At 74.6% G+C, this 26,708-nt stretch carries 10 protein-coding genes; 7 read left to right on the top strand and 3 right to left on the bottom strand.

The annotated features are described in order from the left end of the window. Window positions 1–179 precede the first annotated feature (179 nt). The 6 genes from AC5K6T_RS17265 (at window position 180) to AC5K6T_RS17240 (ending at window position 21,636) form a co-directional block, all read left to right on the top strand. A complete protein-coding gene (locus AC5K6T_RS17265; RefSeq protein ID WP_493210009.1) occupies window positions 180–7,127 on the top strand; it encodes an SDR family NAD(P)-dependent oxidoreductase in 6,948 nt (2,315 codons plus the stop codon). Between the two features lie 98 nt (window positions 7,128–7,225). After that, on the top strand, window positions 7,226–14,839 hold the full coding sequence (locus tag AC5K6T_RS17260; protein WP_493210008.1) for a beta-ketoacyl synthase N-terminal-like domain-containing protein: 7,614 nt from the start codon (window positions 7,226–7,228) through the stop codon (window positions 14,837–14,839). Between the two features lie 51 nt (window positions 14,840–14,890). Then, window positions 14,891–16,516, top strand: a complete 1,626-nt coding sequence (locus AC5K6T_RS17255) for a PfaD family polyunsaturated fatty acid/polyketide biosynthesis protein (RefSeq protein WP_493210006.1) — start codon at window positions 14,891–14,893, stop codon at window positions 16,514–16,516. After that, window positions 16,513–18,207, top strand: coding sequence for an acyl-CoA dehydrogenase family protein (locus AC5K6T_RS17250; protein ID WP_493210004.1), 1,695 nt, complete (start codon window positions 16,513–16,515; stop codon window positions 18,205–18,207). Before AC5K6T_RS17255 ends, AC5K6T_RS17250 begins: the two co-directional genes overlap by 4 nt. A gap of 10 nt (window positions 18,208–18,217) precedes the next feature. Then, window positions 18,218–20,020, top strand: coding sequence for an acyl-CoA dehydrogenase family protein (locus AC5K6T_RS17245; RefSeq protein WP_493210002.1), 1,803 nt, complete (start codon window positions 18,218–18,220; stop codon window positions 20,018–20,020). Window positions 20,021–20,331: 311 nt separating this feature from the next. Then, window positions 20,332–21,636 (top strand): NAD(P)/FAD-dependent oxidoreductase, encoded by a 1,305-nt coding sequence (locus AC5K6T_RS17240; RefSeq protein WP_493210000.1) that lies wholly within the window; start codon window positions 20,332–20,334, stop codon window positions 21,634–21,636. A 116-nt stretch (window positions 21,637–21,752) separates the two neighbouring features. Here AC5K6T_RS17240 and AC5K6T_RS17235 read toward each other — a convergent pair whose 3' ends face one another. From AC5K6T_RS17235 to AC5K6T_RS17225, 3 genes are all read right to left on the bottom strand, one after another. Then, entirely contained in the window at window positions 21,753–22,649 is an 897-nt protein-coding gene (locus tag AC5K6T_RS17235) for an AfsR/SARP family transcriptional regulator (protein ID WP_493209998.1), read from the bottom strand. Window positions 22,650–22,839: 190 nt separating this feature from the next. Next, window positions 22,840–23,520 (bottom strand): MerR family transcriptional regulator, encoded by a 681-nt coding sequence (locus tag AC5K6T_RS17230; RefSeq protein WP_493209996.1) that lies wholly within the window; start codon window positions 23,518–23,520, stop codon window positions 22,840–22,842. A gap of 288 nt (window positions 23,521–23,808) precedes the next feature. Continuing rightward, the gene (locus AC5K6T_RS17225; protein ID WP_493209994.1) at window positions 23,809–25,350 is read right to left on the bottom strand and encodes an MFS transporter; all 1,542 of its coding nucleotides are present in this window, start codon (window positions 25,348–25,350) and stop codon (window positions 23,809–23,811) included. A gap of 345 nt (window positions 25,351–25,695) precedes the next feature. Between AC5K6T_RS17225 and AC5K6T_RS17220 the strand changes: the two genes are divergently transcribed. Next, window positions 25,696–26,433 carry a TetR/AcrR family transcriptional regulator gene (locus tag AC5K6T_RS17220; RefSeq protein WP_493209992.1) on the top strand — a complete coding sequence of 246 codons (738 nt, stop codon included), beginning with the start codon at window positions 25,696–25,698 and terminating at the stop codon, window positions 26,431–26,433. Window positions 26,434–26,708: the final 275 nt, after the last annotated feature.

The raw sequence follows: 26,708 nt of genomic DNA, 5'->3' as shown, positions 1-26,708 counted from the left end.
ACCGCGCATCCCGCACCGCGCACCCCGCACCGCGCCCAGCCGCTCGTTCACCCCACGGCCCCCGCGCGGGCCCAGCCCCCGGCCGCGCCCCACCCGGCCCCGACCCCCAGGCCGGGGCGTCCGCGTACCGCGGCCGCACCGAACCCGTCACCGTTCGCCCGGAACCAGAGAGACTCGCCGTGAACTCATCGCAGGAATCCGACCTCGACCGTCGGCTAGCCCGGGACCCCATCGCCATCGTCGGCCTCTCCGCGCTCTACCCCAAGTCCAGCAGTGTGCGGGAGTTCTGGGCGAACGTCGTCTCGGCCGCCGACTGCATCGACGACGTGCCGGCCGGACACTGGGACGTCGACGAGCACTACGACGCCGACCCCGCGGTCCCCGACAAGACCTACTCCAAGCGCGGCGGCTTCATCCCCGACGTGCCGTTCAACCCGCTGGAGTTCGGCCTTCCGCCGAACACCCTGGAGGTCACCGACGTCCTCCAGCTCCTCAGCCTGGTGGTCACCCGCGAACTCCTCAAGGACGCCGGCGCCGAGCAGGAGTGGTACGACAGGACCCGCACCGGCGTCGTCCTCGGCATCACCGGCGCCAACCAGTTGACGCAGCCGCTCACCGCACGCCTGCAGAGCGGCGTCCTCAAGGAGGTCGTGCGCAGCTGCGGCCTGTCCCAGCGCGACGCGGAGGAGATCGTCGCCAAGTTCCGCCTGGCGTACGCGCCCTGGGAGGAGAACTCCTTCCCCGGCATGCTGGGCAACGTCGTCGCCGGCCGGATCGCCAACCGGTTCGACCTCGGCGGCATCAACATGACGATCGACGCCGCCTGCGCGAGCTCGCTCGGCGCCGTCCGCAGCGCCGCCAGCGAACTGCTGGAGCGCCGCGCCGACACCATGCTGGTGGGCGGCTGCGACGCCGAGAACACCATCTTCATGTACCTGTGCTTCAGCAAGACGCCCGCGCTGTCGAAGTCCGGGCGCATCCGGCCGTTCGACAAGGACGCCGACGGCACCCTCATCGGCGAGGGCATCGGCATGCTCGCCCTGCGCCGCCTCGCCGACGCCGAGCGCGACGGCAACAAGATCTACGCCGTCCTGCGCGGTATCGGCACCTCCAGCGACGGCCGCTTCAAGTCCATCTACGCCCCGCGCAAGGAGGGGCAGATGGTCGCCCTGCGCCGGGCGTACGAGGACGCCGACTGCTCGCCCGCCAGCGTCGAACTGTTCGAGGCGCACGGCACCGGCACCGCGGTCGGCGACGCCACCGAACTCAGCGCGCTGTCCGCGGTCGTGTCCGACACCACCCAGGCGGTCCGCTACGCCGCCGTCGGCAGCGTCAAGTCCCAGATCGGGCACACCAAGGCCGCCGCCGGCGCGGCCGGCCTGATCAAGCTGGCACTGGCCCTGCACCACCGCGTGCTGCCACCCACCATCAACGTCGACGAGCCCAACCCGGCCATCGACTTCGCCTCCGGCCCGTTCTACGTCAACACCGAGGCCCGCCCCTGGATCCGGACGCCGGAGCGCCCCAAGCGCCGCGCCGCGATCTCCTCGTTCGGCTTCGGCGGCACCAACTTCCACATGGTGCTGGAGGAGCACGGCGACGGCGACGACACACGCGTGTCCCACCCCGTGGCCGCCGTGCACCTGTGGCACGCCCCGGACACCGCCGCGCTGGCCGGCCTGCTCGCCTCCGGCGCCCCGGCCACCGGCGGCCCGGCCCCCGAGGACAGCGCGCGCATCGCCTTCGTCGCCCGCACCGGGCAGGAGCTCACCGCACTGCGCGAGCTGGCCGCCGCCGAGCTGCGGGCCCGCCCCGACGCCGACGCCTGGCAGCACCCCAAGGGCGTGTACTTCCGGCGCCGCGCCGCCGGGCGGGGCAAGGTCGCGGCGCTGTTCGCCGGACAGGGCAGCCAGTACGTGGACCTCGGCCGGTCCGCCGTCATGGCCCTGCCGCCGCTGCGCGCCGCGTTCGACGCCGCCAACCGGCACTTCGAGGGTTCGGTGGCACTGTCGCGCGTCGCGTTCCCGCCGCCCGCCTTCGGCGACGCCGAACGCGCCGAGCAGGAGAGCGCGCTGCGCGCCACCGCCTACGCCCAGCCCGCCATCGGCGCGCTGTCCGCCGGCCAGTTCCGCTATCTCACCGAACTCGGCTTCACCGCCGAGGGTTTCCTCGGCCACAGCTTCGGAGAGCTGACCGCGCTGTGGGCGGCCGGCGCCCTGGACGACGAGGCGTTCCACGCGCTCGCCCGGGCCCGAGGCACGGCCATGGCGCCGCCCGAGCAGCCCGGCTTCGACGCCGGCGCGATGGCGGCGGTGTCCGCCCCCGAGGCGAAGGCCGCCGAACTCCTCTCCGGCCGCCGCGACGTGGTGGTCTGCAACCGCAACGCCCCCGACCAGATCGTCGTGGGCGGCCCCACCGACGAGGTCGAGCAGGTCGTCGCCGCGGCGAAGCAGGCCGGACTGCGCGCCGGCCGGCTGCCGGTGTCCGCCGCGTTCCACACGCCCTTCGTCGGACACGCCGTGGAGGCGTTCCGCGCCGACGTCGACCGGGTCGAGGTGACCCGGCCGCAGGGCACCGTGTACGCCAACACCCGGGGAGCCGCCTACGGCGACGACGTCGCCGCCAACCGCGAGGTGCTCACCGGGCAGCTCCTCAACCCGGTCGACTTCGCCACCCGTGTGGAGGAGATGTACGCCGCCGGGCACCGGGTGTTCGTGGAGTTCGGGCCGAAGTCCGTGCTCACCCAGCTGGTCCGCCGCATCCTCGGCGAGCGCGAGCACACCGCGGTCGCCCTGGACGCCGGTCCCGGCCGGGACGCCGACACCGCTCTCAAGCAGGGCGTCGCCCAGCTGGCCGTACTCGGTCTTCCCCTGGCCACCACCGACCGCTACGTCGCCCCGGCGGCCGAGCAGGTGCCGGCCAAGGGCATGCAGATCCTCCTCAACGGCATCAACTACGTCTCGCCCGAGCGCCGGGCCGCCTACCGGAACGCGCTCGACAACGGCTACCGGGTCACCCTCCCGACCCTGCCGGGCGCCGCCTCCCGCGGCACCGACGGCGAGGGCGCGGCATCGCCCGCCGCGGCACCGCAGGCCCCGGCAGCCGCGCCGCTGCCCGCCGCCCCCGGCGGTCCGGCCGCCCCGGCCCCGCTGCCCGCCGCCGCACAGCCGGCCGCACCGGCCGCCGCCCGCCCGGCCGCGCACACCGCCCCCGCCGGGCTCGCCACCGCGCTCGCTCCCGCGCGGCCCGCACCGACTCCCGCTCCCGCTCCGACCGCCTTGGAGACCCCCCACGTGGACAGCGACCGCCTCGCAGGGCTCGTGGCCGACCACCTCGCCCTGCACGACGACTACCTGAACAGCCAGCTGCAGAGCGCCGAGCGCCTGACCGGCGTACTCGAGCGGGCCGCCGAGCAGGGGCAGCTCGGCGAGGTGCTGCCCGGTGTGAACGCCGTCAAGGAACACGGCCTGGACATCGGGCGCAGCCACCTGCGTGCCAACGAGATCCTGCGCGACCTGGCCGCCCTGGAGCTGCGCACGGCCGCCCCGGTCCGTCCCGCCGCCGCGCGGGCGGTGGCCCCGGCCACCCGCCCCGAGGCCCTGCACACCCCGCAGACCGCGGCGCAGCCCCCGCTGCCCGCCCCGGCGAGCGCCCCCGCCGCGCTCGCCCCGGCCCCCACGCCCGCCGCTCCGGCCCAGCCCGCGGCGCCCGTCTCCGCCCCGGCCCCGGCCGTACGCGTCGCCGGGCCGGCTGCCCCGGCCGCCGCCCCGTCCGGCCCCGACTCCGGAGCCGTCGCCTCGGCCCTGCTGGACGTGGTGGGGGAGAAGACGGGTTATCCGGCCGACATGCTGGATCTGGACATGGATGTGGAGGCGGATCTGGGGATCGACTCGATCAAGCGGGTCGAGATCATGGGGGTGATGCAGGAGCGGTTCGGGTCGGGTGTCGCGGCGGGTCCGGAGGCGTTGGCGGAGTTGCGGACGCTGCGTCAGATCGTGGACTTCATGGCGGATGCCGCTCCGGCTGCGGGTCCGGTTGTCGCGCCGTCGGCCGTTGCCGGGCCGGACTCCGCCCAGGTGTCCTCGGCTCTGCTGGAGGTCGTGGGGGAGAAGACGGGTTATCCGGCGGAGATGCTGGATCTGGACATGGATGTGGAGGCGGATCTGGGGATCGACTCGATCAAGCGGGTCGAGATCATGGGGGTGATGCAGGAGCGGTTCGGGTCGGGTGTCGCGGCGGGTCCGGAGGCGTTGGCGGAGTTGCGGACGCTGCGTCAGATCGTGGACTTCATGGCCGACTCGGCCCCCGCCGCCCCCGCCCCCGCCTCCGCGGTCGGGGCGCCCGCCGCCGCCGGCCCCGCCGCACCGGCCGCCGGCCCCGACTCCGCCCAGGTCTCGCACGCCCTGCTGGACGTGGTGGGGGAGAAGACGGGTTATCCGGCGGAGATGCTGGATCTGGACATGGATGTGGAGGCGGATCTGGGGATCGACTCGATCAAGCGGGTCGAGATCATGGGCGTGATGCAGGAGCGGTTCGGCGCGGGCGTCGCCGCCGGCCCCGAGCAGCTCGCCGAACTGCGCACCCTGCGTCAGATCGTCGACTTCATGTCCGGCGACAGCACCGGGACCCCGGCCGCCCCCGCCGCCGGCACCACGGACGGCACCGCCCCCGCGGCCGACGACCGGCCCGCCGCCGGGCCCGCCGCCGGGCCCGCGGCCGAGCGGCCCGCCGGCGGTGTCGGCCGGGCCCAGGCCGCGCTCGTCACCCTGCCCAGCCCGGACCTGCTGGCCGCCCCCTACGCCGAGGGCTCGGCCGCGCTGATCGTGGACGACGGCTCCGAGCTGGCGCCCGCACTCGCCGCGCGCCTCGTCGAGGCCGGCCGGCCGGTGCACGTGCTGCGGCTGCCCGGTGTCGTCCAGCGCGTCGAAGGCGCCAAGGACCACGCGCTGACCGGCTGGGGCGTCACCGAGCTGGCCGAGCGGATGGAGGCCGTCCTCGCCGACCGCGTCACCCTCGTCGTGGACCTGTCCGCCGCGCACCTCGGCGACTGGTCCGAGGCCACCCGGCGCCTCGCGCACTCCCTGCTCGTCGCCAAGCACGCCGTGGAACCGCTGAGCGCCGCCGCCGACGCCGGCCGCGCCGCGTTCGTCACCGTCACCCGTCTCGACGGCTGCTTCGGCCTCACCGGTGTGGCCGAGGAGCTCACCCCCGCCGCGGGCGTCACCGGGCTGGTCAAGACCCTCGCCGTGGAGGCCCCCCGGCTGTTCTGCCGGGCCGTCGACCTGGACGCCGGGCTCAGCCCCGAGGCCGGCGCCGGCCTTCTCGTCGACGAACTGCACGACGCCGTCGCCGACCTCACCCAGGTCGGCCACGACGGCACCCGCCGGGTCGGCCTCGGCCTCGCCGGGCAGCCCCTGGCCGAGGGCGTCCCGAACGTGCCCGCCCCCGGCCCCGACGACCTCCTCGTCGTCACCGGCGGCGGCCGCGGCATCACCGCCGCCTGCACCGTCGAACTCGCCCGCCGCCACCGCCCCGGACTGCTCCTGCTCGGCCGCACCCCGCTGGCCGACGAACCCGCCTGGGCGCGAGACGTCGAGGACGGCGCCCTGAAGGCGGCCGCCGCCGCCCAGCTGAAGTCCTCCGGTGAGAAGCCCACCCCCAAGCGCGTCGAACAGCTCTACGGCTCCGTCGTCGGCGCCCGCGAGATCCGCCGCACCCTCACCGACCTCCGGGCCGCCGGAAGCACCGCCGAGTACCTGGCCGTCGACATCACCGACCCCGCCGCCACCGCCGCCGCGCTCGCCCCGTACAAGGAGCGCGTCACCGGCCTGGTGCACGGCGCCGGCGTCCTCGCCGACCAGCTCATCGCCAACAAGAAGGCCTCCGAGATCGAGCGGGTCTTCGCCCCGAAGCTGACCGGCCTGCGCTCGGTCGCCGCCGCACTCGACACCGGCACCCTGCGCCACGTCGTCCTGTTCTCCTCGGTGGCCGGCTTCTTCGGCAACCGCGGCCAGTCCGACTACGCCATGGCCAACGAGACCCTCAACGCCTGGGCCTCCTCCTTCCGACGGCGCCGTCCCGACGTCCGCGTCACCTCCCTCAACTGGGGCGCCTGGGACAGCGGCATGGTCTCCCCGCAGATCAAGGCCGTCTTCGAGGAGCGCGGCATCACCCTGATCCCGGTCGACACCGGGGCCCGGATGTTCACCGAGCAGTTCGACGCCGGACGGGCCGCCGACACGGTCACCGTCCTCGGCCCGACCACCCCGCTGTCCGAGCCCGAGCGGCCCGCGCAGACCGGCACCGTCACCGTGCACCGCTCCCTCGCCGCCCTCGCCGGCGACCCCGTCGTCGCCGACCACGTCATCGGCGGCACCCCGGTGCTGCCCGCCGTGGTCGCCCTGGGCTGGGCCATCGGCGCCGTCGAGCGCGCCACCGGCACCGAGGTGCGCCGGGTCGCCGACTTCGCGGTCCGCAAGGGCATCCTGTTCGACGACACCCTGCCCGAGCGGCCCGAGCTGGCCATGACCCCCGTCGGCGACAGCGTCCAGGTCACCGTCCAGGCCGCCGACGCCCAGGGCACCGTACGACCCCACTACGCGGCCGTGGTCACCCCCGGCACGGCCTCCGCCCAGCCGTCCGACGCCGCCGCGGTCACCGGACTGCCCGCCCTCGGCACCGGACGCGACGGCGCCGGCCTGTACACGGACGGCACCCTCTTCCACGGGCCCGCCCTGCGCGGTGTGCGCCGGGTGCTGGCCGAGGACGAGTCCCGGCTGGTCCTGGAGTGCGAACTGGCCGAACTGCGCCCCGAGGGCGGCGCGTTCGGCGGCACCCGGTTCGCCCCCGGCACCGCCGACCTGCTGCTGCAGGCAGGCCTGGTGTGGGTGCGGCTGTTCCGCGGCACCGCCGGACTGCCCCTGTCCGTGGCCCGCGCCGACCTGCACCGGCCGCTGCCCGACGGCGCCCCGTTCCTGGTCGTCGTCGAGCCCGCCGAGGGCGGCGGTTCCAGCACTTCGGCGCTCACGGTCACGGCCTGCGCCCCCGACGGCACCGTGCTGACCCGCTTCGACGGCGTCCAGGTCGTCTCCGCCCCGCAGCTCGCGGACAAGTTCCTCAACGGCTGACCCCGCCTCGTATCCGACGCACGCGTCGGGCCGGGCCCGGACGGTACCCCCGGGGCCGTCCGGGCCCGGCCACCCCCAGAAGGGACCCGAGAGCTCTCATGAGCAAGTACGCCATCATTGGCCTCGCCTGCCTGTTCCCGGGAGCGGAGTCGCCGGCCGAGTTCTGGCGCAACCTCCGCTCCGGCGAGGACAGCCGCAGGGAGGGCGGGACGGAGGTCTTCGGCCCCGGCCCCGAGGCCCGGGACATCGATCCCCAGCACGAGATCTACTGCACCCGGGGCGGGTTCGTCACCGACTTCGCCTTCGACCCCACCGGCTACCGCCTGGACGCCGGCCACCTCGCCGGACTCGACCGGATCTTCCACTGGACGCTGCACGTGGCCCGCGAGGCGCTGCGCGACAGCGGCCACGCCGAACGGCCCGACGTGCTCTCCCGCACCGGCCTCGTCCTCGGCAACTACTCCTTCCCCACCCCGGCCTCGGCCCGGGTCAGCGTCCCCCTCGTGCAGGAGGCGGTCCTGGAGGGCCTGCGCCGGGCCGGCCACCCTCCGCTCGGCGCACTGGCACGTGCCGAGGACCGCATCGACCCCGGCCGGCTCAACGCCGAGGACCTCACGGTCAGCGGCGCGCCCGCCACCCTCGCCGCCGCGGCCCTCGGACTCGGCGGCCCCCGCTACGCCCTGGACGCCGCCTGCTCCTCCGCCCTCTACGCGCTCAAGCTGGCCTGCGACCACCTCGCCGCCGGACAGGCCGACCTGGTCCTGGCCGGCGGCGTCTGCGCACCCGACCCCACGCTGATCCACCTCTCGTTCGGCGACCTCCAGGCCTACCCGCGCGACGGCTTCAGCCAGCCCTTCGACGGCCGCTCCGGCGGCATCCTCACCGGCCAGGGCGCCGGCATGTTCGCCGTGAAGCGGCTCGAGGACGCGCTCCGCGACGGCGACCGCGTGCACGCCGTCGTCGACGGCATCGGCCTGACCAACGACGGCAGCGGCCGCCACCTCCTCGTCCCGCAGGGCCACGGCCAGCTCCAGTCCTACGAACTCGCCTACGCGCAGGCCGGCGTCGACCCCACGACCGTGGACTACCTGGAGTGCCACGCCACCGGCACCCCCATCGGAGACGCCACCGAGGCACAGTCCGTGGCCGACTTCTTCGGCGCGGCGGGCCGCGTCCCGCTGCTCGGCTCCGTCAAGGGCAACATCGGGCACCTGCTCACCGTCGCCGGACTCAGCAGCATGCTCAAGGTCGTCCTCGCCATGAGCCAGGGCCACATCCCGCCCACCATCGGCGTCGGGCAGCCCATCAGCTCCAGGGACGGCCGGGTCGGCCCCGACGCGCTGGTGCGGGAGGGACGCGACTGGCCCGAGACGGACGGCCCGCGCCGGGCCGGGGTCTCCGCGTTCGGCTTCGGCGGCACCAACGCCCACGTCGTGCTCTCCCAGCCGGACGGCACCGCCCCCGCCGCCCGGCCCGCCACCCCGGTGCCCGCGCTCGACATCGTCGGACTCGGCGCCCACTTCGGCGGCTTCGACTCCCTCGACGCCTTCGAGCGGGCCGTGCACGCCGGCGCCGACACGATGGGTCCGCTGCCCGAGCGCCGCTGGCGCGGCCTGGACCAGACCCGCGGCGGCTCCCTCGACCACGGTGCCGGTGTCACTCCCGAGTCCCTCCCGCACGGCGCGTTCGTCGACGGACTCGGCATCGACCCGATGGACCTCAAGATCCCGCCCGCCGACCTGCGCACCTACAACCTCCAGCACGCCCTCGCCATCAAGGTCGCCGACGAGGCCCTGCACGACGCCGGCTACAGCCGCGCCGTCGAACCCGGCCGGAGCGCGCCCCCCGCCCGCCGTATCGCCGTCGTCGTCGCCATGGAGACCGAGCCCACCACCCACCTGCGGATCACCCGCTACGGCCTGGGCACCTTCATCCGCAGGGAGTTCGAGCGCGCGGGCGTCGCCGTCGACGAGGCGGAGCTGGCCCGGCTGACCGCCGTCGGCCGGGACGCCGTCGTCGACCCGATCGTCGCCAACGAGGTGCTCAGCTACATCGGCAACGTGATGGCCAGCCGCATCTCCTCGCTGTGGAACCTGGGCGGACCTTCCTTCACCGTCTCCTCGGACGGCTCCGGCACCGCCGAGGCACTCCAGGTCGCCCGCCTGCTGCTGCTCGACCCCGGCATCGAGGCCGTCCTGGTCGGAGCCGTCGACCTCGCCGGCTCCGCCGAGAACCTGCTGCTGCGGCCCGACACGGTCGCCGAGGCCGGACTCACCTTCGCCGAGGGCGGCCGCGGCCGCCGCGTCGGCGAGGGCGCCGGAGCCGTCGTCGTCACCCGGCCCGGCAGCACCGACCGCCCGGTGTACGCCCGGCTGGAGTCCCTGGCCGTCAGGCACGCCGCCCCGGTCGACGGCACCGTGCCCGAGGCGGACGCCGACACCTACGCGGCCGCCGCGAGCGAGGCCTGCGCCGCGGCCGGCATCGAGCCCCGCGACATCGGCTACGTCGAGGCACACGCGGGCGGCACCGACGCCCAGGACCGCGCCGAGATCGCCGGGCTCGCCCGGCTGCACCCGGCCGGCGCCCACCAGGTGGCCCTCGGCAGCGCCAAGGCCCAGATCGGAGACGCCGGCTGCGCCGCCACCATGGCCGGCCTGATCCGGACCACCCTCGCCCTGCACCACGGCTATGTGCCCGGCACCCGCGGCTGGACCCGCCCGGCCGCCGGACTGGCCGCCGAGTTCGAGGCGTCGGGCCTGTACGTGCCGGACACCTCCCGGCCCTGGCTGCGCGCCGCCCGCGACGCACGCCGCTACGCCGCCGTCGGCTTCATCGGCGCCGCCGGCGCCCACGGCCACCTGGTGCTCTCCGCCCGCACCCCGCGCGGCGCGCTGGTCCCGCACGACTGGCGCCGCTCCGGCGGCCCGGTCGTCCTGCCGCTGTCCGCCGACTCCTTCGACGCACTGCTCGCCGCCGTCGCCCACCACCGGGGGCTGCTCGCCGACGGCGCCGACCCCTGCGCCCTCGCCCGCGACGCCGCCCGGCACCTGCCCGGCCGCGCCCTGCGCGCCGTACTCGTCGGCCGGGACCGCGACGAACTCGCCGCCCAGCTCGACCTCGCCGCACGCGGGCTGCCCGCCGCACATGCCGAGGGCGGCGAGTGGGCCACGCCCGCCGGCAGCTGCTTCACCGCACGCCCGCTCGGCGCCGAGGGGAAGGTGGCCCTGGTCTACCCGGGCGCCTTCAACTCCTACCCCGGTCTGGGACAGGACCTGTTCCGCGCCTTCCCCCGACTGCTCGACGCCTTCGAGGACATGGCCGACGAGCCCGAGCTGCACCTGCGCGCCGCGGCCCTCTACCCGCGCGCCCAGGCCGCCCTCGGCCGGCGCGAACTGATGCGCCTGGAAGCCTCGCTCGGCGACGACATCCCGTTCATGCTCGCCACCGGCACCAGTTTCTCCATCCTCTACACCGACCTCCTGCGCGACGTCCTCGGCGTCCCCGCGCACGGCGGCTTCGGGTACAGCCTCGGCGAGTCCAGCATGCTCTTCGCCACCCGCGGCTGGCTGCCCGACAGCCGGGACGACGCCCTGATCAGCACGACCCCGGTGTTCAAGGACCGCCTCGTCGGGGCCAGGCGCACGGTGCGCGAGGCGTGGGGCCTCGGCGACGACGTCCCCGACGAGCGGGTGTGGTCGAGCCACGTCCTGCTCACCGACGCGGAGACGGTGCGCGCCGCGCTGAAGAACCGCGACCGGGTGTTCCTCACCCACATCAACACCCCCGGCGAACTCGTCATCGCCGGCGACCCCGCCCAGTGCCGGGCGCTCATCGAGGAACTCGGCTGCCCCGCCGCACGTTCCCCGGTCGGTGCCGTCATGCACTGCCCCGTGGTCGAGGCCGACTTCGAGGCGCTGGCCGGGCTGAACGACTACCCCACCGGCTCCCTCGGCGGCCTGGAGCTCTTCAGCGCCTACGACTACGGGCCGCTGCGGGCCGTGGACCGGGCGGAGACCTCCCGGCGGATCGCGACCACCCTGTGCTCGCCGATCGACTTCCCCCGCCTCGTCCGCACCGCCTACGACCGCGGCTTCCGCTACTTCCTGGAGGCCGGCCCCAGCGCCACCTGCGCGCGCTGGGTGCGCGAGACCCTCGGCGACGCCCCGCACGTCGCCGCCCCCCTCGACCGCCGCGGTGTGCCCGCGACACGCTCCGTCGCCCAGCTCGCGGCCCGGCTCACCGCCCACGGCCTCGACCTGAACTGGGACGCCCTGCTGTCCGCCGCCGGGCCCGCCGCGGCCCCGCCCACCCGCTTCCGGGTGGGCGGCGCCGACCCGGCGCCGGCACGGGTGGCCCGTGAACTGGCCCGGACGTCGGACCGGTCCGCCCCGGCCGCCGCACGGGCCGGCGCCGCCGGCGCGTTCGCCCCGGCCGCCGCCGAGTCCGCCCCGGCCGCCCCGGCCGCCGCGGCGCCCCCCGCGTCCGCGGCGGCCCGGGGCACCCACGGGACCTCCGGCGCGGCACCGGACACCCCGGCCCCGACGGCGGCTCCCGGCCCGCGGACGGCCGCGGCCGCCACCGGTGCCGGGCCCGCTGCGGCCGCCGTACCCCGTCCGGCGGCCCCCGCCCCCCGCACCCCGGCGGAACCCCGACCGGGTGTCGCCACGGGGGCCGCCCCCGGCCGGCACCACGTCGCCGCCCACGCGGCCCCGACCGCCCCCGCCCCGTCCGCACCGCCGGAGGACTCCGCACTCATGCACGCCGACCCGACCCTCGACGACACCGAGGCCATCGCCTTCGACGGCACACCGATCCCGGTCCTGCCCTGGTCCGCGCCCCCGCGCGAGACCGCCCCCGGCGACGGAGCCCGCACCACCGCCGCCACGGAGCCGGCCGGCGCCCGGCCGCAGGCCCCGGCCCCCGCCGCGCACCGGACCGGCGACGGCTCCCCGACGCCCGCCGCCGACCTGGTGCACGAGATACGCCGGCAGATGCTGGACACCCACGCGGTGGTGATGGAGACCCAGCACATCCTGCAGTCCGCCACCCTGGACCGGGTCGAGTCCCTGCTGGAGGGCCGGCCGCCGGGCCCGCTGCCGGCCGGCCCCCGGCCCGCCGCCCTCGCACCGGCCCCGGCGGCCGGGCGCCCCGCCCTCCCGGCCGCACCCGCTCCCGCCACCCCGGCTCCCGCCACCCCGGCACCCGCCACCCCGGCACCCGCCACCCCGGCACCCGCCGCGCCCGGGGCCGAGGTGCAGGGGGGAGGCGGGGCCCGCGCCGGTGAGATCCGGCAGGACCGCGCAGCCCACACGGACCGCGAGATCAAGGAAGGCGTCGTCTGGGACGAGGCGGACCTGCTGGAGTTCGCCGTCGGCAACGTCGCCAAGGTGTTCGGCCCCGAGTTCGGCGTCATCGACGGCTACGCCAAGCGCGTACGTCTGCCCGCGCCGCCGTACCACTTCGTCACCCGGGTCACCGACATCCAGGGCACGACCGGCGAGTTCAAGCCCGCGAGGATCGTCACCGAGTACGACGTCCCCGAGGACGCCTGGTACGCGGTCGACGGCTACGTGCCCCCGGCCGTCACCGTCGAGGCCGGCCAGTGCGACCTGCTGCTGGTCAGCTACCTCGGCATCGACTTCCGCAACAAGGGCGAGCGCGTCTACCGGCTGCTCGACAGCACCCTGGTCTTCCGCGGCTTCCTGCCCCGCGTCGGGCAGACCCTGCGCTACGAGATCTCCATCGACCGGTTCGTCCACCAGGGCGAGACCACCCTCTTCTTCTTCAGCTACCAGTGCTACGCCGACGGCGAGCTGATCCTCGAACTCCGCGACGCCTGCGCCGGGTTCTTCACCCAGGCCGAACTCGACACCCCGCTCGGCGTGGTGATGACCGAGAAGGAGAAGGCGGCCCGCGCGGCCCTGCCCCGCGGCTACTTCAAGCCCCTGGCGTACACCGACAAGAACCACCTCACCGCCGAGGACCTGGACGTGCTCGCCCAGGGCCGCCCCGGCGACGTGTTCGGCCCGGACCACGCCCAGGACCCCGGCATCAACCCGGCCCTGCGGCTGCCGGACGCCCGGATGCGCATGATCGACGAGGTCGACATCGACCGCAAGGGCGGCTTCCGCGGTCTCGGAAGGATCAGCGCGGTCAAGCACCTCCAGCCCGACGCCTGGTACTTCACCTGCCACTTCCCCGACGACCACGTCCTCGCCGGCTCCCTCGTCGCCGAGGGCGCGGTGCAGCTGCTGCAGGTCTACCTCATGCACCAGGGCATGCACCTCACCCTCCCCGACGCCCGCTTCACCTGCGTCACCGACACCCCCATCGAGGTCCAGGTCCGCGGCCAGATCACCCAGGCCCACTCCGAGGTCCGCTACGAGGTCGAGGTCACCGAGCTCACCCTGCTGCCGCGCGCCACGGTCATCGCGGACGTCCTGATCCACCTCGGAGACAAGCCGGTCGTACGGATGAAGAACCTCGGCCTGCAGGTCCGCGAGAAGGACGGCACGCCCTACCGCCCGGAGACCGGCGGCATCCCGCAGTTCCTCGGCCGCCGCAACCGCGACGGCGAGGCGGCGATGATCAACGAGATGCACCTGGCGCACGCCGCCAAGGGCCTGCTCGACATCGCGATGGGCCCCGAGTTCGAGGTCTACCGCACCTCCCGCGCCCCGTACATCCCCAACGGCGACTTCCAGTTCGTCGACCGTGTGATGTCCCTGAAGGGCACCCGTGGCGACCTCTCGCCCGGCTCCGAGATGGTCACCGAGTACGACTCGCCGGCCGACGCCTGGTACTACGAGCAGAACTCCTCCCCGCACATGCCGAACTGCGTCTACATGGAGTCCTCGCTCCAGGCCGCGATCTTCCTCGGCTACTACCTCGGCGCCACCCTGAAGAACACCGACGAGCAGTACCGCATCCGCAACCTCGACGGCCGCGCCACCCTCGTCAAGGACGTCGACCTGCGCGGCAAGACCGTCCGCCACCACTCGAAGCTCCTGATGACCAGCGCCGTGCACGGCGCCGTACTGCAGAACTTCTCCTACGAGCTGTCCGCCGACGGCGAGGTGTTCTACACCGGCGAGTCCCTCTTCGGCTACTTCAGCGACGCGGCCCTCGCCAACCAGGTCGGCCTCGACAACGGCACCTACGTCGCCCCCTGGATCGAGACGGCCAAGCCCGCGGCTGACCGGGTGCGCCGGATCGAACTGCCCCCCGGCGCACCCGCGTTCGCCGACCCCGAGGGCGGCCGGCTGCACCTGCCCGGCGACAAGTTCGCCCTCGTCGACCACGTCGACCTGGTCACCGACGGCGGCCGGCACGGCCGCGGCTACCTGCACGGCTACCGCGCCGTACGCCCCGACGAGTGGTACTTCGACTGCCACTTCCACCGCGACCCGGTGATGCCCGGCTCCCTCGGCGTCGAGGCCGTCCTGCAGGCGATGCGCCTGTTCGTGCTGGAGCAGCACCTCGCCGACGGCATGGAGAACCCGCGCTTCGCCATGGCGACCGACGTGGAGACCTCCTGGAAGTACCGCGGCCAGATCCTCCGCCACGACAAGGAGCTGTTCTTCGACGTGCACGTCAAGGACGTCCGCAAGGAGGACGGCCGGCTCGTCCTGGTCGCCGACGCCGACCTGTGGAAGCCGGGCCTGCGCATCTACGAACTGACCGACCTGGCCATCGAGGTCCGCACCGCCTGACGCCTGACGGCCCACCCGCCCCGCCGCTCAGCCAAGGAGCTTCGTTTTCCCATGGACATTCGCGACACCCCTCTCCGCTGGTACGGAGAGCGGTACCCGAGCACGGACCCGGCCGGGATCTACCACGCCCTCGCCGACCTGGACGAGCCGTGCTTCATCACCGTCACCCCCGGCGGCATCGGCGCCGCCTCCGGCGGCTTCGCCGCCGCCGAGGGCGACGGCCTGCCGCTGCTGGCCGCCGCCGAGGCACTGCCCGCCCACCGCCTCGGCTCCGCCGCCTTCCGCACCGCCCACGGCGTCGGACAGGCCTACATGGCGGGCGCCATGGCCGGCGGCATCGCCTCCGCCGACATGGTCGTCGCACTCGCCAAGGAGGGCTTCCTCGCCTCCTTCGGGGCGGCCGGACTGCTGCCCGAGCACATCGAGCGCGCCCTGGCCCGCTTCTCGACCGAGATCCCCGGACTGCCCTACGCCGTCAACCTGATCCACTCGCCGAGCGAGGACCGGCTGGAACGGGAGGCCGTCGAACTGTTCCTGCGGCACGGCGTGCGCTGCGTGGAGGCCTCCGCCTTCATGGACCTCACCCCGCACATCGTGCGCTACCGCGTCGCCGGGCTGCGCCCCGGGCCGGACGGCCGGCCCGTCGCCGACCACCGCGTCATCGCCAAGGTCTCCCGCGCCGAGGTCGCCGAGCGGTTCATGCGTCCCGCCCCGGCCGCGGTCGTCGGCACCCTGCTGGAACAGGGCCTGGTCACCGCCGAGCAGGCCGCGCTCGCCCACCACGTGCCGCTGGCCGACGACATCACCGTGGAGGCCGACTCCGGCGGCCACACCGACCGCCGGCCGCTGCCCGCCCTGCTGCCCACCATCCTGCGGCTGCGGGACACCGTGCAGCGCGAGTTCCGCTACGCCGTCCCCGTCCGGGTCGGCGCGGGCGGGGGCCTGGGCACCCCGGTCGCCGTGGCGGCCGCGTTCTCCATGGGCGCCGCCTACGTGGTCACCGGCTCCGTCAACCAGTCCTGCGTGGAGTCCGGGGCGTCCGCGAGGTCCAAGGAACTGCTCGCCGTGGCCGGCATCGCCGACTGCGAGATGGCCCCGGCCGCCGACATGTTCGAGATGGGCGTGGAACTGCAGGTCCTGAAGAAGGGCACGCTCTTCCCGATGCGCGCCAAGCGCCTCTACGAGCTGTACCAGGCCTACGACGGCCTGGAGGCCATCCCCGAGGCCGACCGCGCCAGGCTGGAGCAGCAGATCTTCCGGCGCTCGCTGGAGGACGTGTGGCAGGAGTGCGTCATGTACTTCACCCGCCGCGATCCCGAGCAGCTCCAGCGCGCCGCGGGCAGCCCCAAGCGGCGCATGGCGCTGGTGTTCCGCTGGTACCTCGGCATGTCCTCCCGCTGGGCCGTCACCGGCGACGAGAGCCGCGTCATGGACTACCAGGTCTGGTGCGGACCGGCCATGGGCAGCTTCAACGACTGGGTGACCGGCAGCTATCTGAAGACCCCCGGCAACCGCCGGGTCGCCGAGGTGGCGCATCACCTGATGCGCGGCGCCGCCTTCCACACCCGCCTCGCGGCGCTGCGCACGGCCGGCGTGCACATCCCCGCCTCCGCCGCCGACTACCGGCCGGTCCCGCTGGAGAGCCCGGCGCACGGTTCCTCGGTGGGCCTGCGGTGAACGCGCTGACCCCCGAGCAGCTGGAGGAACGACTCGGCGACCCCGCCGACGACACCAACCCGTACGGCTTCGCGGCCGCCGTCGCCCGCGACGAGCGCGACGCCTTCCCGGAGGAGCTGTGCGCGGAACTCGTCCGCTGCGGCTTCCACCTCAACTACCTGCCCGTGGCGTGGGGCGGCACCTTCGAGTCCTTCGACCGCAGCCTCGCCCTGGTGCGGGCGGCCGCCCGCCGCGACGTCAACATCATGCCCGGCACGATGTTCAGCATCATCGCCGCGACCTGCCTGCAGCTGCACGGCAGCGAGGCCCAGCAGCGCCGGGCCGCCGGGATCCTGCGCGGCGGCGGCGCCGTCGCCTTCGCACTCACCGAGGCCGCGCACGGCAGCGACCTGCTCACCAACGAGGTCCGCCTCACCGACGACGCCACGCTGACCGGCGAGAAGTGGATGGTCGGCCTCGGACTGCGCGCCGAGGCAATCTACGTCGTCGCCCGCACCGGCGAGCGCGGCCCGGCCGCCTTCTCCGCGGTCCTGCTGGAGACCGGCCAGGCGCCCGAGGGCACGCTGGAGCGGGTGCCGGCACCGCGGACCGGCGGCATGCGCGGCATCGACCTGGCCACCCTCCGCTTCCACGACACGCCCGTGCCCGGGACCGCCCTGGTCGGCCGGCGCGGCGAGGGCCTGGAAGCGGCCGTCAAGGCGCAGCAGGCGGTCCGGCTGATGAGCATGGCGGGCAGCCTCGGCATCGCCGACACCGCCCTGCGCCAGAGCCTCGGCTTCGCCGTCGAGCGCCGGGTGGGTCGCACCGTGCTCGCCGCGTCGCCCCACCCCCGGCGCGAGCTGGCGGTGGCGGCCGCGGCCCTGCTGGCCGCCGACGCGGTCGCGCTGAGCGCCGCGCGGGGCGTGCACGTGGTGCCGGAGTCGTTCAGCGTGTGGGCGCCGGCCGCCAAGCACGTGGTCGCCGAGGCCTGCGACGAGCTGATCCGGCGCTGCGGCACGGTCCTCGCCACCCGGTCGGTGCTGCGCGAGGGCCGGCACGGCGGCGGACTGTTCCAGAAGCTCCAGCGCGACTCGGCCGTCGTCCGCGTCATCGACGCCAGCACCCTGTCCAACCTGCTCTCCTACGCGGGCCAGCTGCCGGCGCTGACCGGCGCCGGGGGCGACGAGCCGGACCCCGCGCCGCTGGACACCGTGTTCCGGCTGGACGCCGGACTCCCGCCGTACGAACCGGCCCGGCTCGACCTGTTCGCGCGCGGCTCGGCGCCCGTCCTCGCGGGCCTGCCCGAGGCCGCGGCCGAGCTCGCCGTGACCCCGGCCGCCGGCCTCGCCGGGGAGCTGACCGAGGCGGTGGCGGGCCTGGGCGACCTGGTCCGGGCCGCACAGCTGCGCGACGCCGACCCCGCCGACCCCAACGCCCTCGTCGACGCCGCCGAACGCTACGCCTGGCTGCACGCGGCCGCGGCCTGCGTGCACCTGTGGCACGCGAGCCGCGAGCACTCCCTGTACGGCACCGAGCCCGGCTCCACCGGCTGGCTGGGCGCCGCCCTCGCCTACCTCCTCGCCCGCGCGGACGGCGTGGACCCGCGCCGCCGCGGTGCCCTGCTGCTGCCCGCGCTGGACGCCGCGCTCGCGCTCAGGGAGAGCGGACGGCTGTTCACCGCTATGCCCGTACGGCTGGCCACCACCCGATAGGAGCCTTCCGATGCCCAAGTCCGACGTGACCGAACTGGCCGCGCGGCTGGAGGAGTACCTCGGCGACCCGCACGACGTGCACAGCCGTATGCCCTTCGCGCAGATCCTCGACCACGACGTGCGCGGCGAGTACCCCTACCAGTTCGTCGCCCTGCTGCGCCGCTGGGGCGTGCACGTGCACTGCCTGCCCGCCGAGCAGGGCGGCCTGGCGGGCAACGTGGAGACCGGGATGTGCCTGATGCGGGTGGTGGCCCGCCGCGACCCGTCCACCGCGGTCGGCCTCGCCCTCAACAGCCTCGGCTTCATGCCCGCCTGGATCCTCGGCACCGAGGAGCAGAAGCGGACGATGATCGCCGACATGAAGCGCGGCAGCTCGGTCTCCTGGGGCCTGTCCGAGCGCGAGCACGGCAGCGACCTCGTCGCCAACGAGGTGACCGCCGAGCGGACCGACGGCGGCTGGCTGCTGACCGGTGAGAAGTGGCCCATCGGCAACGCCACCGTCGCGGACCGGATGGTCGTCTTCGCCCGCACCGGGCGGCGGCCCGGCCCGGCCGCCTACTCGCTGTTCCTCCTCGACAAGACGGCCGCCGCCGCCGGCACCGTCGACGACCTGCCCTTCGAGGACCTGTACGGGGTGCGCGCCCTGGACCTCAGCGGGGTCCGCATGAACCGCGCCTTCGTGCCCGACACGGCCATGATCGGACGTGAGGGCCAGGGACTGGAGATCGCCCTCAAGACCAGCCAGACCGCCCGGGTGGTCCTGCTGCACCTGGCGCTGTCGGCCGTCGACACCAGCCTGCGGCTGGCCCTGGACTTCGCCGAGCGCCGGGTGCTGTTCGACCGGGCCGTCGCCGACGTCCCCTACACCCGCCGCCAGGTGGCCGAGGCGTTCGCGGACCTGATGCTCGCCGACGCGGTGGTGCTCGGCGCCGCGCGCGCCCTGCAGGCCGCCCCGGAGCAGATCAGCGTCTGGTCGTCGGTCGCCAAGTACCTGGTGCCGACCCTGCTGCAGCGCACGCTCGGCCAGCTGACCGTGGTGCTCGGCGCCCGCACCTTCCTGCGCGGCCACCCGCACTACGGCATGCACCAGAAGATGGTCCGCGACATCCTCATCACGGACATCGCCGACGGCAACACCGTGGTCAACCTGCGCAACCTCGCCCACCAGCTGCCCGGCCTGCTGGACCGGGCGGCCGAGCCGGCGTCGGAAGCCCGTGCGGCCGCCGCCGAACGCGCCGCCGTCCTGTTCGGCCTGGACCGGGACCTGCCCGTCTACCACCCCGAGCGGCAGGAGCTGTTCTGCCGCGGCCTGGACGACGCCGTCCTCGCCGCGCCGGACGGGCTGCGCCGCCTGCGGGAGCTGGCCGACGAGGCCGGCCGCAGCGATGGGCCGGAGGCCGGACGGCTGCACCGCGCGGCGGACCTGGCAGCCGCCCTCCTGGACCGGGCCGGGCCGCTGCGCGAGCGGGCCGCCGCCCTGAGGACCGCCCTCGGCAAGGACTTCGCGCAGTCTCCCGAGCTGTTCGACCTGGCCAAGGAGTACTGCCTGCTGCACGCCGCGGCCGCCTGCGTGCTCACCCACGTCCACTCGCACGGCGCCCTGACGGACCCGCTGCCGAGCGGGGCGCTGCTGCTGCTCCAGCTGGAACGGATCAACCGGCACCTGCACCCGCAGGAGACGGTCACCGACCAGGCCGTGGTCGACGAGGTGACGGCCGTGCTGCGCCGGCTGCACGAGGAGAACCGGCTGTTCTCGTACTGGCAGATCCCGCTGGCCAAGCGGGACACCGACGAGGCCGCCGCCCGCCTCTGACCGCGCCGGGCAGGCCGGGCGGGGCCCGCCGCGGTTCGGCGGCGCCCCGAAGGGACGTGGGGAACCGCGCGGCCGGCCACGCCCGCGCCGCGCCCGGCCGACGTCGTACCACCCCACGTCCAGGGGGCGTTCAGGCGTCCACGCCTCCCCCCCCGCTCTCCGCGCCGGACGACCTGCCGTACGGCTCGCGGGAGTCGTCCGGTCCGCACCACTCCCGCGAGGGCCCGCGACTCCCGCGACTCCCGCGACTCCCGCGAGTGCCCGCGAGTGCCTGCGACTTCCTGAGACTTCCTGAGACACAGGACCCGACCGTGAAGGACAAGACCATGCCCCAGCCCGCCATCCCTCGTATCGCCGTCGTCGGGGCCGGTGTCTCCGGTGTCTCCGCGGCCTACCACCTGCGTGGCCACGCCTCGATCACCCTGTTCGACCGTGAGGACCGCATCGGCGGCCACGCCAACACGGTGGAGGTCGAGGAGAACGGCAAACTCCTCGGCATCGACACGGCGTTCGTCGTCTTCAACCGCCCCGCCTACACCAACCTGTGCGAGTTCTTCGACGAGCTGGGCGTGGAGCAGGTCGAGCACAAGGGCGCGTTCAACTTCTTCGACCTCGACTCCGGCCTGGAGTACGGCACCAGGGAGCTCGGCCTGTCCGAGGAGGAGGTCGCGTCCCGCTACTCCGGCGAGTTCCTGACCATCTGGCGTGAGGCCCGCCGCTTCCACACCGAGGGCCGGCGCGACTTCGTACGCAAGAAGGCCGACATCCCGCTGGGGGAGTACCTCGACCGCGGCGGCTACAGCCAGGCCTTCCGCACCTCGTACGTGATCCTGCTGTGCTCCGCCGTCTGGTCCATCCCGGCCGAGCTGATCTGGCAGATGCCGGCCAGCACCGCCATCGCCTTCTTCATGGGCCACGACGAGGGCGGCCTCGGCGGTCAGCAGGTCGACTGGCGCACCGTGGGCGGCGGTTCCGTCACCTACGTCCGCAAGGCGCTGGCCGCCATGGGCGGCGAGGTCCGCACCGGCGAGCCCGTCACCCGCATCCACCAGGGCGAGGACTCGGTGACGGTCACCACCGCGAGGGGCAGCGAGCAGTTCGACTACGTCGTGGTCGGCGCCCACGCCGACGAGGCTCTCGCCATGCTGGAGAACCCGACCGATCGGCAGCGCGCCGTGCTGTCGAGGGTCCGCTACAACGGCTCCCGGGTCATCCTGCACACCGACCCCTCCGTGATGCCGTCCGACCGCGAGCGCTGGGAGGCGTGGAACTACGGCAAGGTCGCCGTCGGCGGCGCGGACCGCACGTACGTCGCCTACTACATGAACAAGCTCCACGGATTCACCGCCGAGAAGGACTACTTCGTCACCCTCGACTACCCGCGCGAGGTCGCCGCGGACACCGTCATCGCCGAATTCCCCTACACCCACCCCGTCATCGACACGCCGGTGCGCGAAATGCAGCAGGACATCTACGACGTGAACAACGGAACCCGGGTCAAGCTGTGCGGCGCGTACTTCCACGCCAAGCGCCACGGCGTCGACCAGATCGGTTCCCACGAGGCCGGCTACTCCTCCGGAATGGACGTGGCGCAGCGGCTCATCGCCGAAATCTGAGCGGTTCCGCAGAAGGCGGCGCGCCCCCGCTCCGGCGGGGGCGCGCTGGTGTGCCCTTGATATGTCCTTGATGTGTTCCGGGTGTGCTTCCGGTGCGCCGAAGACGGCGGGACCGCTCACAGAGCGGTCAGGGCCTGCCCGTTGAAGAGTTCCTGGAGATAGCCGGCGACCGAGCGCACGGGCGGCGGCTCCGCCGCATCCGCGGGGTACGGGTGCGCGGCACGGGAGCGCGCGGCCGCCGGGGCCGCCGGGGCGAGCAGAACGGTGGAGCGGGTGCCGATCTGCTCCAGGCGGGCGGTCAGCAGCGGGGTGCGGTCGGCGCCGCCCGGCAGCCGGCGGCGGGCCCGCCGGTAGACCGCGATGGCCTCGGCCTCCCGGCCGCAGCGGCACAGGGCCAGCATCAGCTGGTCGAGGAACGGCTCGTGCAGCGGGTGCGCCGCGGTCGCCTCCTCCAGCTCGGGCAGGATCTCACGGTGCCGGCCGGCGCGCAGCGCGCAGTCGAAGAGCAACTGGAGGGCCTGCTCGCGCTCCTCCTCCAGCAGCGCCGCCAGCCGGGCCGTCAGCGGCCCGTGGACGGCCCCCTCCAGTGCCGCGCCCCGCCACCGCGCCAGCGCGTCCCGCAGCAGTGCGTGGGCGCCGCCGGGGTCCGTCACGGCCGTTCCGCGCGCCTGCGCCACGCCCTGCCGGAACAGCCCGGCGTCGGTCTCGCCGGTGCGGACGAGGAGGAGGTATCCGGCGTCGCGGGCGAGCAGACGGGTGGTGTGCGTGCGCTCGGGCTCCGCCTCGGCCAGCACCCGGCGCAGCTGGGAGGCGTGCGCGTTGAGGGTGTTGGACGATCTCACGGGGGCCTTGGCCCCCCAGAGTTCGCGGACGAGTTCCTGTCTCGGTATCGCCTCGTCGGGCCGGGAGAGGAGCGCGCAGAGAAGCCGCCGCTGTTTGGGAGCGCTGAGCGGGGTGCGTATGCGGCGGACACCGTCGTACAGCTCGGGTGAGCCCAGAATCCGGAACTGCATCGTTTTTCGCCTTCCCGGGGACAGAGGCGCGGCGGCTGGGCACGCCGACCGCTTTCGTCCTCGAGAAGACCATGCGGGGGTCAGGCACCGCATGAGTGCGACTACTTAATCCCGGCCGGTCCGGAGAGTGCGTCGTTTCGCCGAACCGGGCCGGTGGACAGGGGAGTTGAGTAGCACCCACTCAGGCCGGTCAGCAGTCGCCGGCCTGTTCCGGGCCGCCGTAGCGCTGGTGGGACTCCGCCTCCTGGGCGAGTCGGCGCAGCGCGAGGAGTGCCGGTTCGAGGAGGAAGGTCAGCAGCACGGCCCGCTCGGCCTTCTCCAGCGGGTCGAGAGGGGCGCGCAGCTGGTCGAGGTCGAGCGCGGCGATGCCCTGGGTGAGCCGGGCGTAGGGCAGCAGGAACCGCCAGTCGTGCTCCATGCCCAGCAAGCGCAGGGTCTGGAGGGTCTGGTCGATGACCTGCCGGGCGGGGTTGTGCTCGGTGACCGACCAGCCCAGCTCGGCGAGCAGCGCGCCGGCCTGCGAACCGCAGGCCGGCTGTCCGTCCGGCTGTCCGTCCGGCTCGTCGGTCCCTTCCCCGGCCGGGCGGGAGGCGGAGCCCAGCGGCCACATGCCCGAGACCAGCCCGAGGAGGGTGTGGATGTCGGTGCCGCCCTCGGCCACGGCGTCCACGACCGTCCTGGCCGCGCTGACCGACAGCCCCCGCACCCCGGTCAGCGCGCGCACCAGCCGCAGGCGCCGCACATGCTGCTCGTCGTACTCCGCCTGGGTCGCCGCGGTGGGCCGGCCGGGCGGCAGCAGGCCTTCACGGAGGTAGTACTTGATGGTCGCTACGGGGACTCCGCTGACCCGGCTCAGTTCCTTGATCCGCACGGGATTTCCGCTCTTCCCTGGCTATTGGGTAGTGCCACTGTCTAAACTGGATAGTGCAACTCGCCAGTCGGGGAGCGATGTTATCGCGTCCCGCGCCCGCCTGCCGGAGGGCGGTCGGCACGGCTCCGCCCGGAGTCTGCCGCCTCTTGAGCACCCCGGCCCGGAGAAGCCCCCGCCTCCGGGTCGGGGGCTTCTTCGTGCGGGGCCCCGGCGCGGGGCCGGCCGGGCGCCGGCCGGGCACGGCGAAGGGGCCGCCCGGCTCCGGGCGGCCCCTCGGGTGGGACGGCGTCAGACCGGCTTCACCGCTTGGCCGGTGTCCCTCGCGCGGGGTGTTGCTCCCGGCCGGCCGGGGAGTTGCGGAGCCGGGCGGACGACCAGCAGCACCAGCAGGCCGGCCAGCAGGGCGGCCACGCCGCTGGCCAGGAAGGCCTGGTCGAGGCCCGCGGCGTAGGCGTTCTCCACGACCGTGCCGGCGGCGTCCTTCGCGTTCTCGGCGACGTCCTGGACCGCGGTCGAGGACTGGCCCGCGGTGACGAGTTCGGCGGCCCCGCCGGCGTCGGGGAACAGGCCGCTGTCCTTCAGCCGGGTGGTGACCGTGGCGGAGATGACCGCCGCCACGGCCGGGATGCCGACAGCGAAGCCCAGCTGGCGGAAGGTGTTGGCCGCGCCGCCCGCCATGCCCGCCCGGTCGGCCGGGGCCGAGGCGAGTGCGGCCGAGGCGAGGATGGGGGAGGCGATGCCGACGCCGACGCCGGTGACGACGAAGCCGGGCAGCAGGGCGATCCAGCCGGAGGAGCCGGTGATGAGCATCTCCAGCAGCGTGCCGGCGCCGATCAGCAGCAGGCCGCCGCCGATCGGCAGGTGCGGCGGCACGTCGGACAGGAAGCGGCCGGCGAGGCCCGCCGCGACGAACGACATGGCGCTGAGCGGTGTCAGGATCAGACCCGCCTTCACCGGGCCGAAGCCGAGTACGGACTGGGCCCACACGGACACGAACACCAGGTTGGCGAAGGCGGCCGCGCTGAACACCACGGCGCCCGCCATCAGGCCGCCGAACGACGGCGAGCGCATCAGTCCGAGGTCCAGCATCGGGTCCCGGGTGCCGCGCTCCACGAGCACGAACAGCACCACGGCGACGGCCGTGCCGCCGAACAGCAGCAGTGTGCCGCCCGCGGCCCAGCCGTCCTCCCCGGCCCGGATCAGGCCGTAGACGAGCAGCGTCGCGGCCAGGGTGAAGGCCAGGGTGCCCGGCACGTCGAGGCGGCTGTGCGGGCGGGTGGCCCCGCCAGTGAGGAAGCGGACGCCGATGAACAGGGCGGCCGCGGCCACGGGCAGGTTGACCAGGAAGATCCAGCGCCAGCTGAGGTGTTCGGTGAGCAGGCCGCCGAGGATCGGGCCGGCGGCCGCCGCGGCGCCGTTCACCGCGCCCCACAGGCCGAACGCCACACCGCGGTCGCGGCCTTCGTAGTTGGCGGCCAGGAGTGCGGTGTTGGTGGCGAACATGGCCGAGGCGCCGAGGCCCTGCACCGCGCGGGCCGCGATCAGCGACTCGCTGCTGCCGGCCAGGCCGCAGGCGAGCGACGCGGCGGCGAACACGGCGAGCCCGGCCAGGTAGACCCGGCGGGCGCCGCGGATGTCCGACAGGGAGCCGAGGGCCATCAGCAGGGCCGCCAGGACGAGGACGTAGACGTCCACCACCCACTGCAGGGCGGAGAACGAGGTGTCGAGCGAGTCGGTCATCGAGGGCAGCGCCACGCTGACGATGGTGACGTCGACCAGGAGCATGAAGGTGCCCAGGCACACGGCCAGCAGCGGCATCCATTTACGCATGAGGGCCTCTCGGGGCGGGGTGGGGCGGAGCGCGGCGGGAGGCGCGCGGGGCCGCGGTCTCCGCACGGCGGCGGGATGCCGGGGTGGGCGGACGGCACGGCGCGGAAGCCCTGCCCCCACCTCGGTTAGACAGTGGCTAATAGCCTACAGGACGCTCTTAGACGCTGGCTAATAGGTTAGGGTGGGACCCCTTCCCGGGGGCTTCGAGGAGCCCTCCGGGTGCTCTCCGGGAGCCGCTGGGGACGGAAGACCCCTGGAAGCCCTGGGACCCCCTGATCCCCCGGATCGCTCAGAGCCGCCACACACCCGGTCCCGCCGGGTGATCCACAGCGTGAGGTACTCGCCATGTCGCAGACAGCGTCCCGCCGCAGGTCCCGCGCCTCGGCCGGACTGCCGCCGATCACCGCGGAAAAGATCATCGACGCCGCCACCGAGCTGACCGCCGAACACGGGCTCGACGGCTGGTCGATCCGGCAGATCTCCACCCGGCTCGACGTCTGGCCCGGCGTCGTCGCCCACCACGTCGGCGACCGTGAGGCGGTGGTGATGGGCGTCGTCGACCGTGTCATCTCCGGTATCCCGGTGCCCGACCGCGGCCTTCCCTGGCGCGAGTGGTTCAGCGCGCTGATGATCGAGGGGCGGGACGTGCTGCGGCGCTACCCCGGGGTCGCCCGCCGGATGGTCGTCGTCGGGCCCAACGTCCCCGCCGCGCTGTCGACCATCGACACCGGCATCAACGTGCTGCTCGCCGCCGGGTTCGGCGAGCAGTCCACCCAGATCTACCGCTACCTGCTCAACAGCGCCTTCATGCTGGTCGCCGTGGAGGACGACCGCGCCGACTTCCCCACCGCTCGCACCGACATGCACCGTGCGATGGCGGCCTTCGCCGACGACCCGTCCCGGCCGGGCCTGGCCGCAGCCGCCGCGGACGCGCTCACCCGGGTCGGCGACCCCGCCGAACTCGCCCAGGAGGACCTGCGGTTCTTCCGGTTCACCGTGGAACGCTCCCTGGACGGTGCGGAGGCGATGCTGACGGGCGCCGCCGGCCGCGGCGCGCCGGACCGGGCCCCGGACGAGGGCTGAGCACGCAGGCGCGCGGCCCCGACGGCCGGGCCGGCGACGCCTGCCCCGGAGCGCCCGAGCACGCCACAGGGGCCGAACGCCGCGGTCCGGCCCCTCCCGTGCGGCTCCCGCTCCACGGCCCTCCCCCGGGGCTCCCCGGCCCGGCCCGCCGCGGCCGGCCGGGCCGGGCGGTCCGCCCCGCCGAGGACACGGGACGGCCGGAGCCCGGGCTCCGGCCGCCGTCCTCGCCGGGACCGGCCGCACCCGGTCGTCGCGGCGAGGACGGCGGCGGTCGT

It is taken from the genome of Streptomyces sp. B8-7 (genome assembly GCF_058833805.1).
Note: the sequence above shows the minus strand (reverse complement) of the source record. Positions and strands in the feature narration are given on the sequence as shown.

Coding starts and splice junctions, on each gene's coding strand:
- AC5K6T_RS17255 (WP_493210006.1), top strand. CDS start 14,891: ATGGACATTCGCGACACCCCTCTCCGCTGGTACGGAGAGCGGTACCCG.
- AC5K6T_RS17235 (WP_493209998.1), bottom strand. CDS start 22,649: ATGCAGTTCCGGATTCTGGGCTCACCCGAGCTGTACGACGGTGTCCGC.
- AC5K6T_RS17245 (WP_493210002.1), top strand. CDS start 18,218: ATGCCCAAGTCCGACGTGACCGAACTGGCCGCGCGGCTGGAGGAGTAC.
- AC5K6T_RS17260 (WP_493210008.1), top strand. CDS start 7,226: ATGAGCAAGTACGCCATCATTGGCCTCGCCTGCCTGTTCCCGGGAGCG.
- AC5K6T_RS17220 (WP_493209992.1), top strand. CDS start 25,696: ATGTCGCAGACAGCGTCCCGCCGCAGGTCCCGCGCCTCGGCCGGACTG.
- AC5K6T_RS17225 (WP_493209994.1), bottom strand. CDS start 25,350: ATGCGTAAATGGATGCCGCTGCTGGCCGTGTGCCTGGGCACCTTCATG.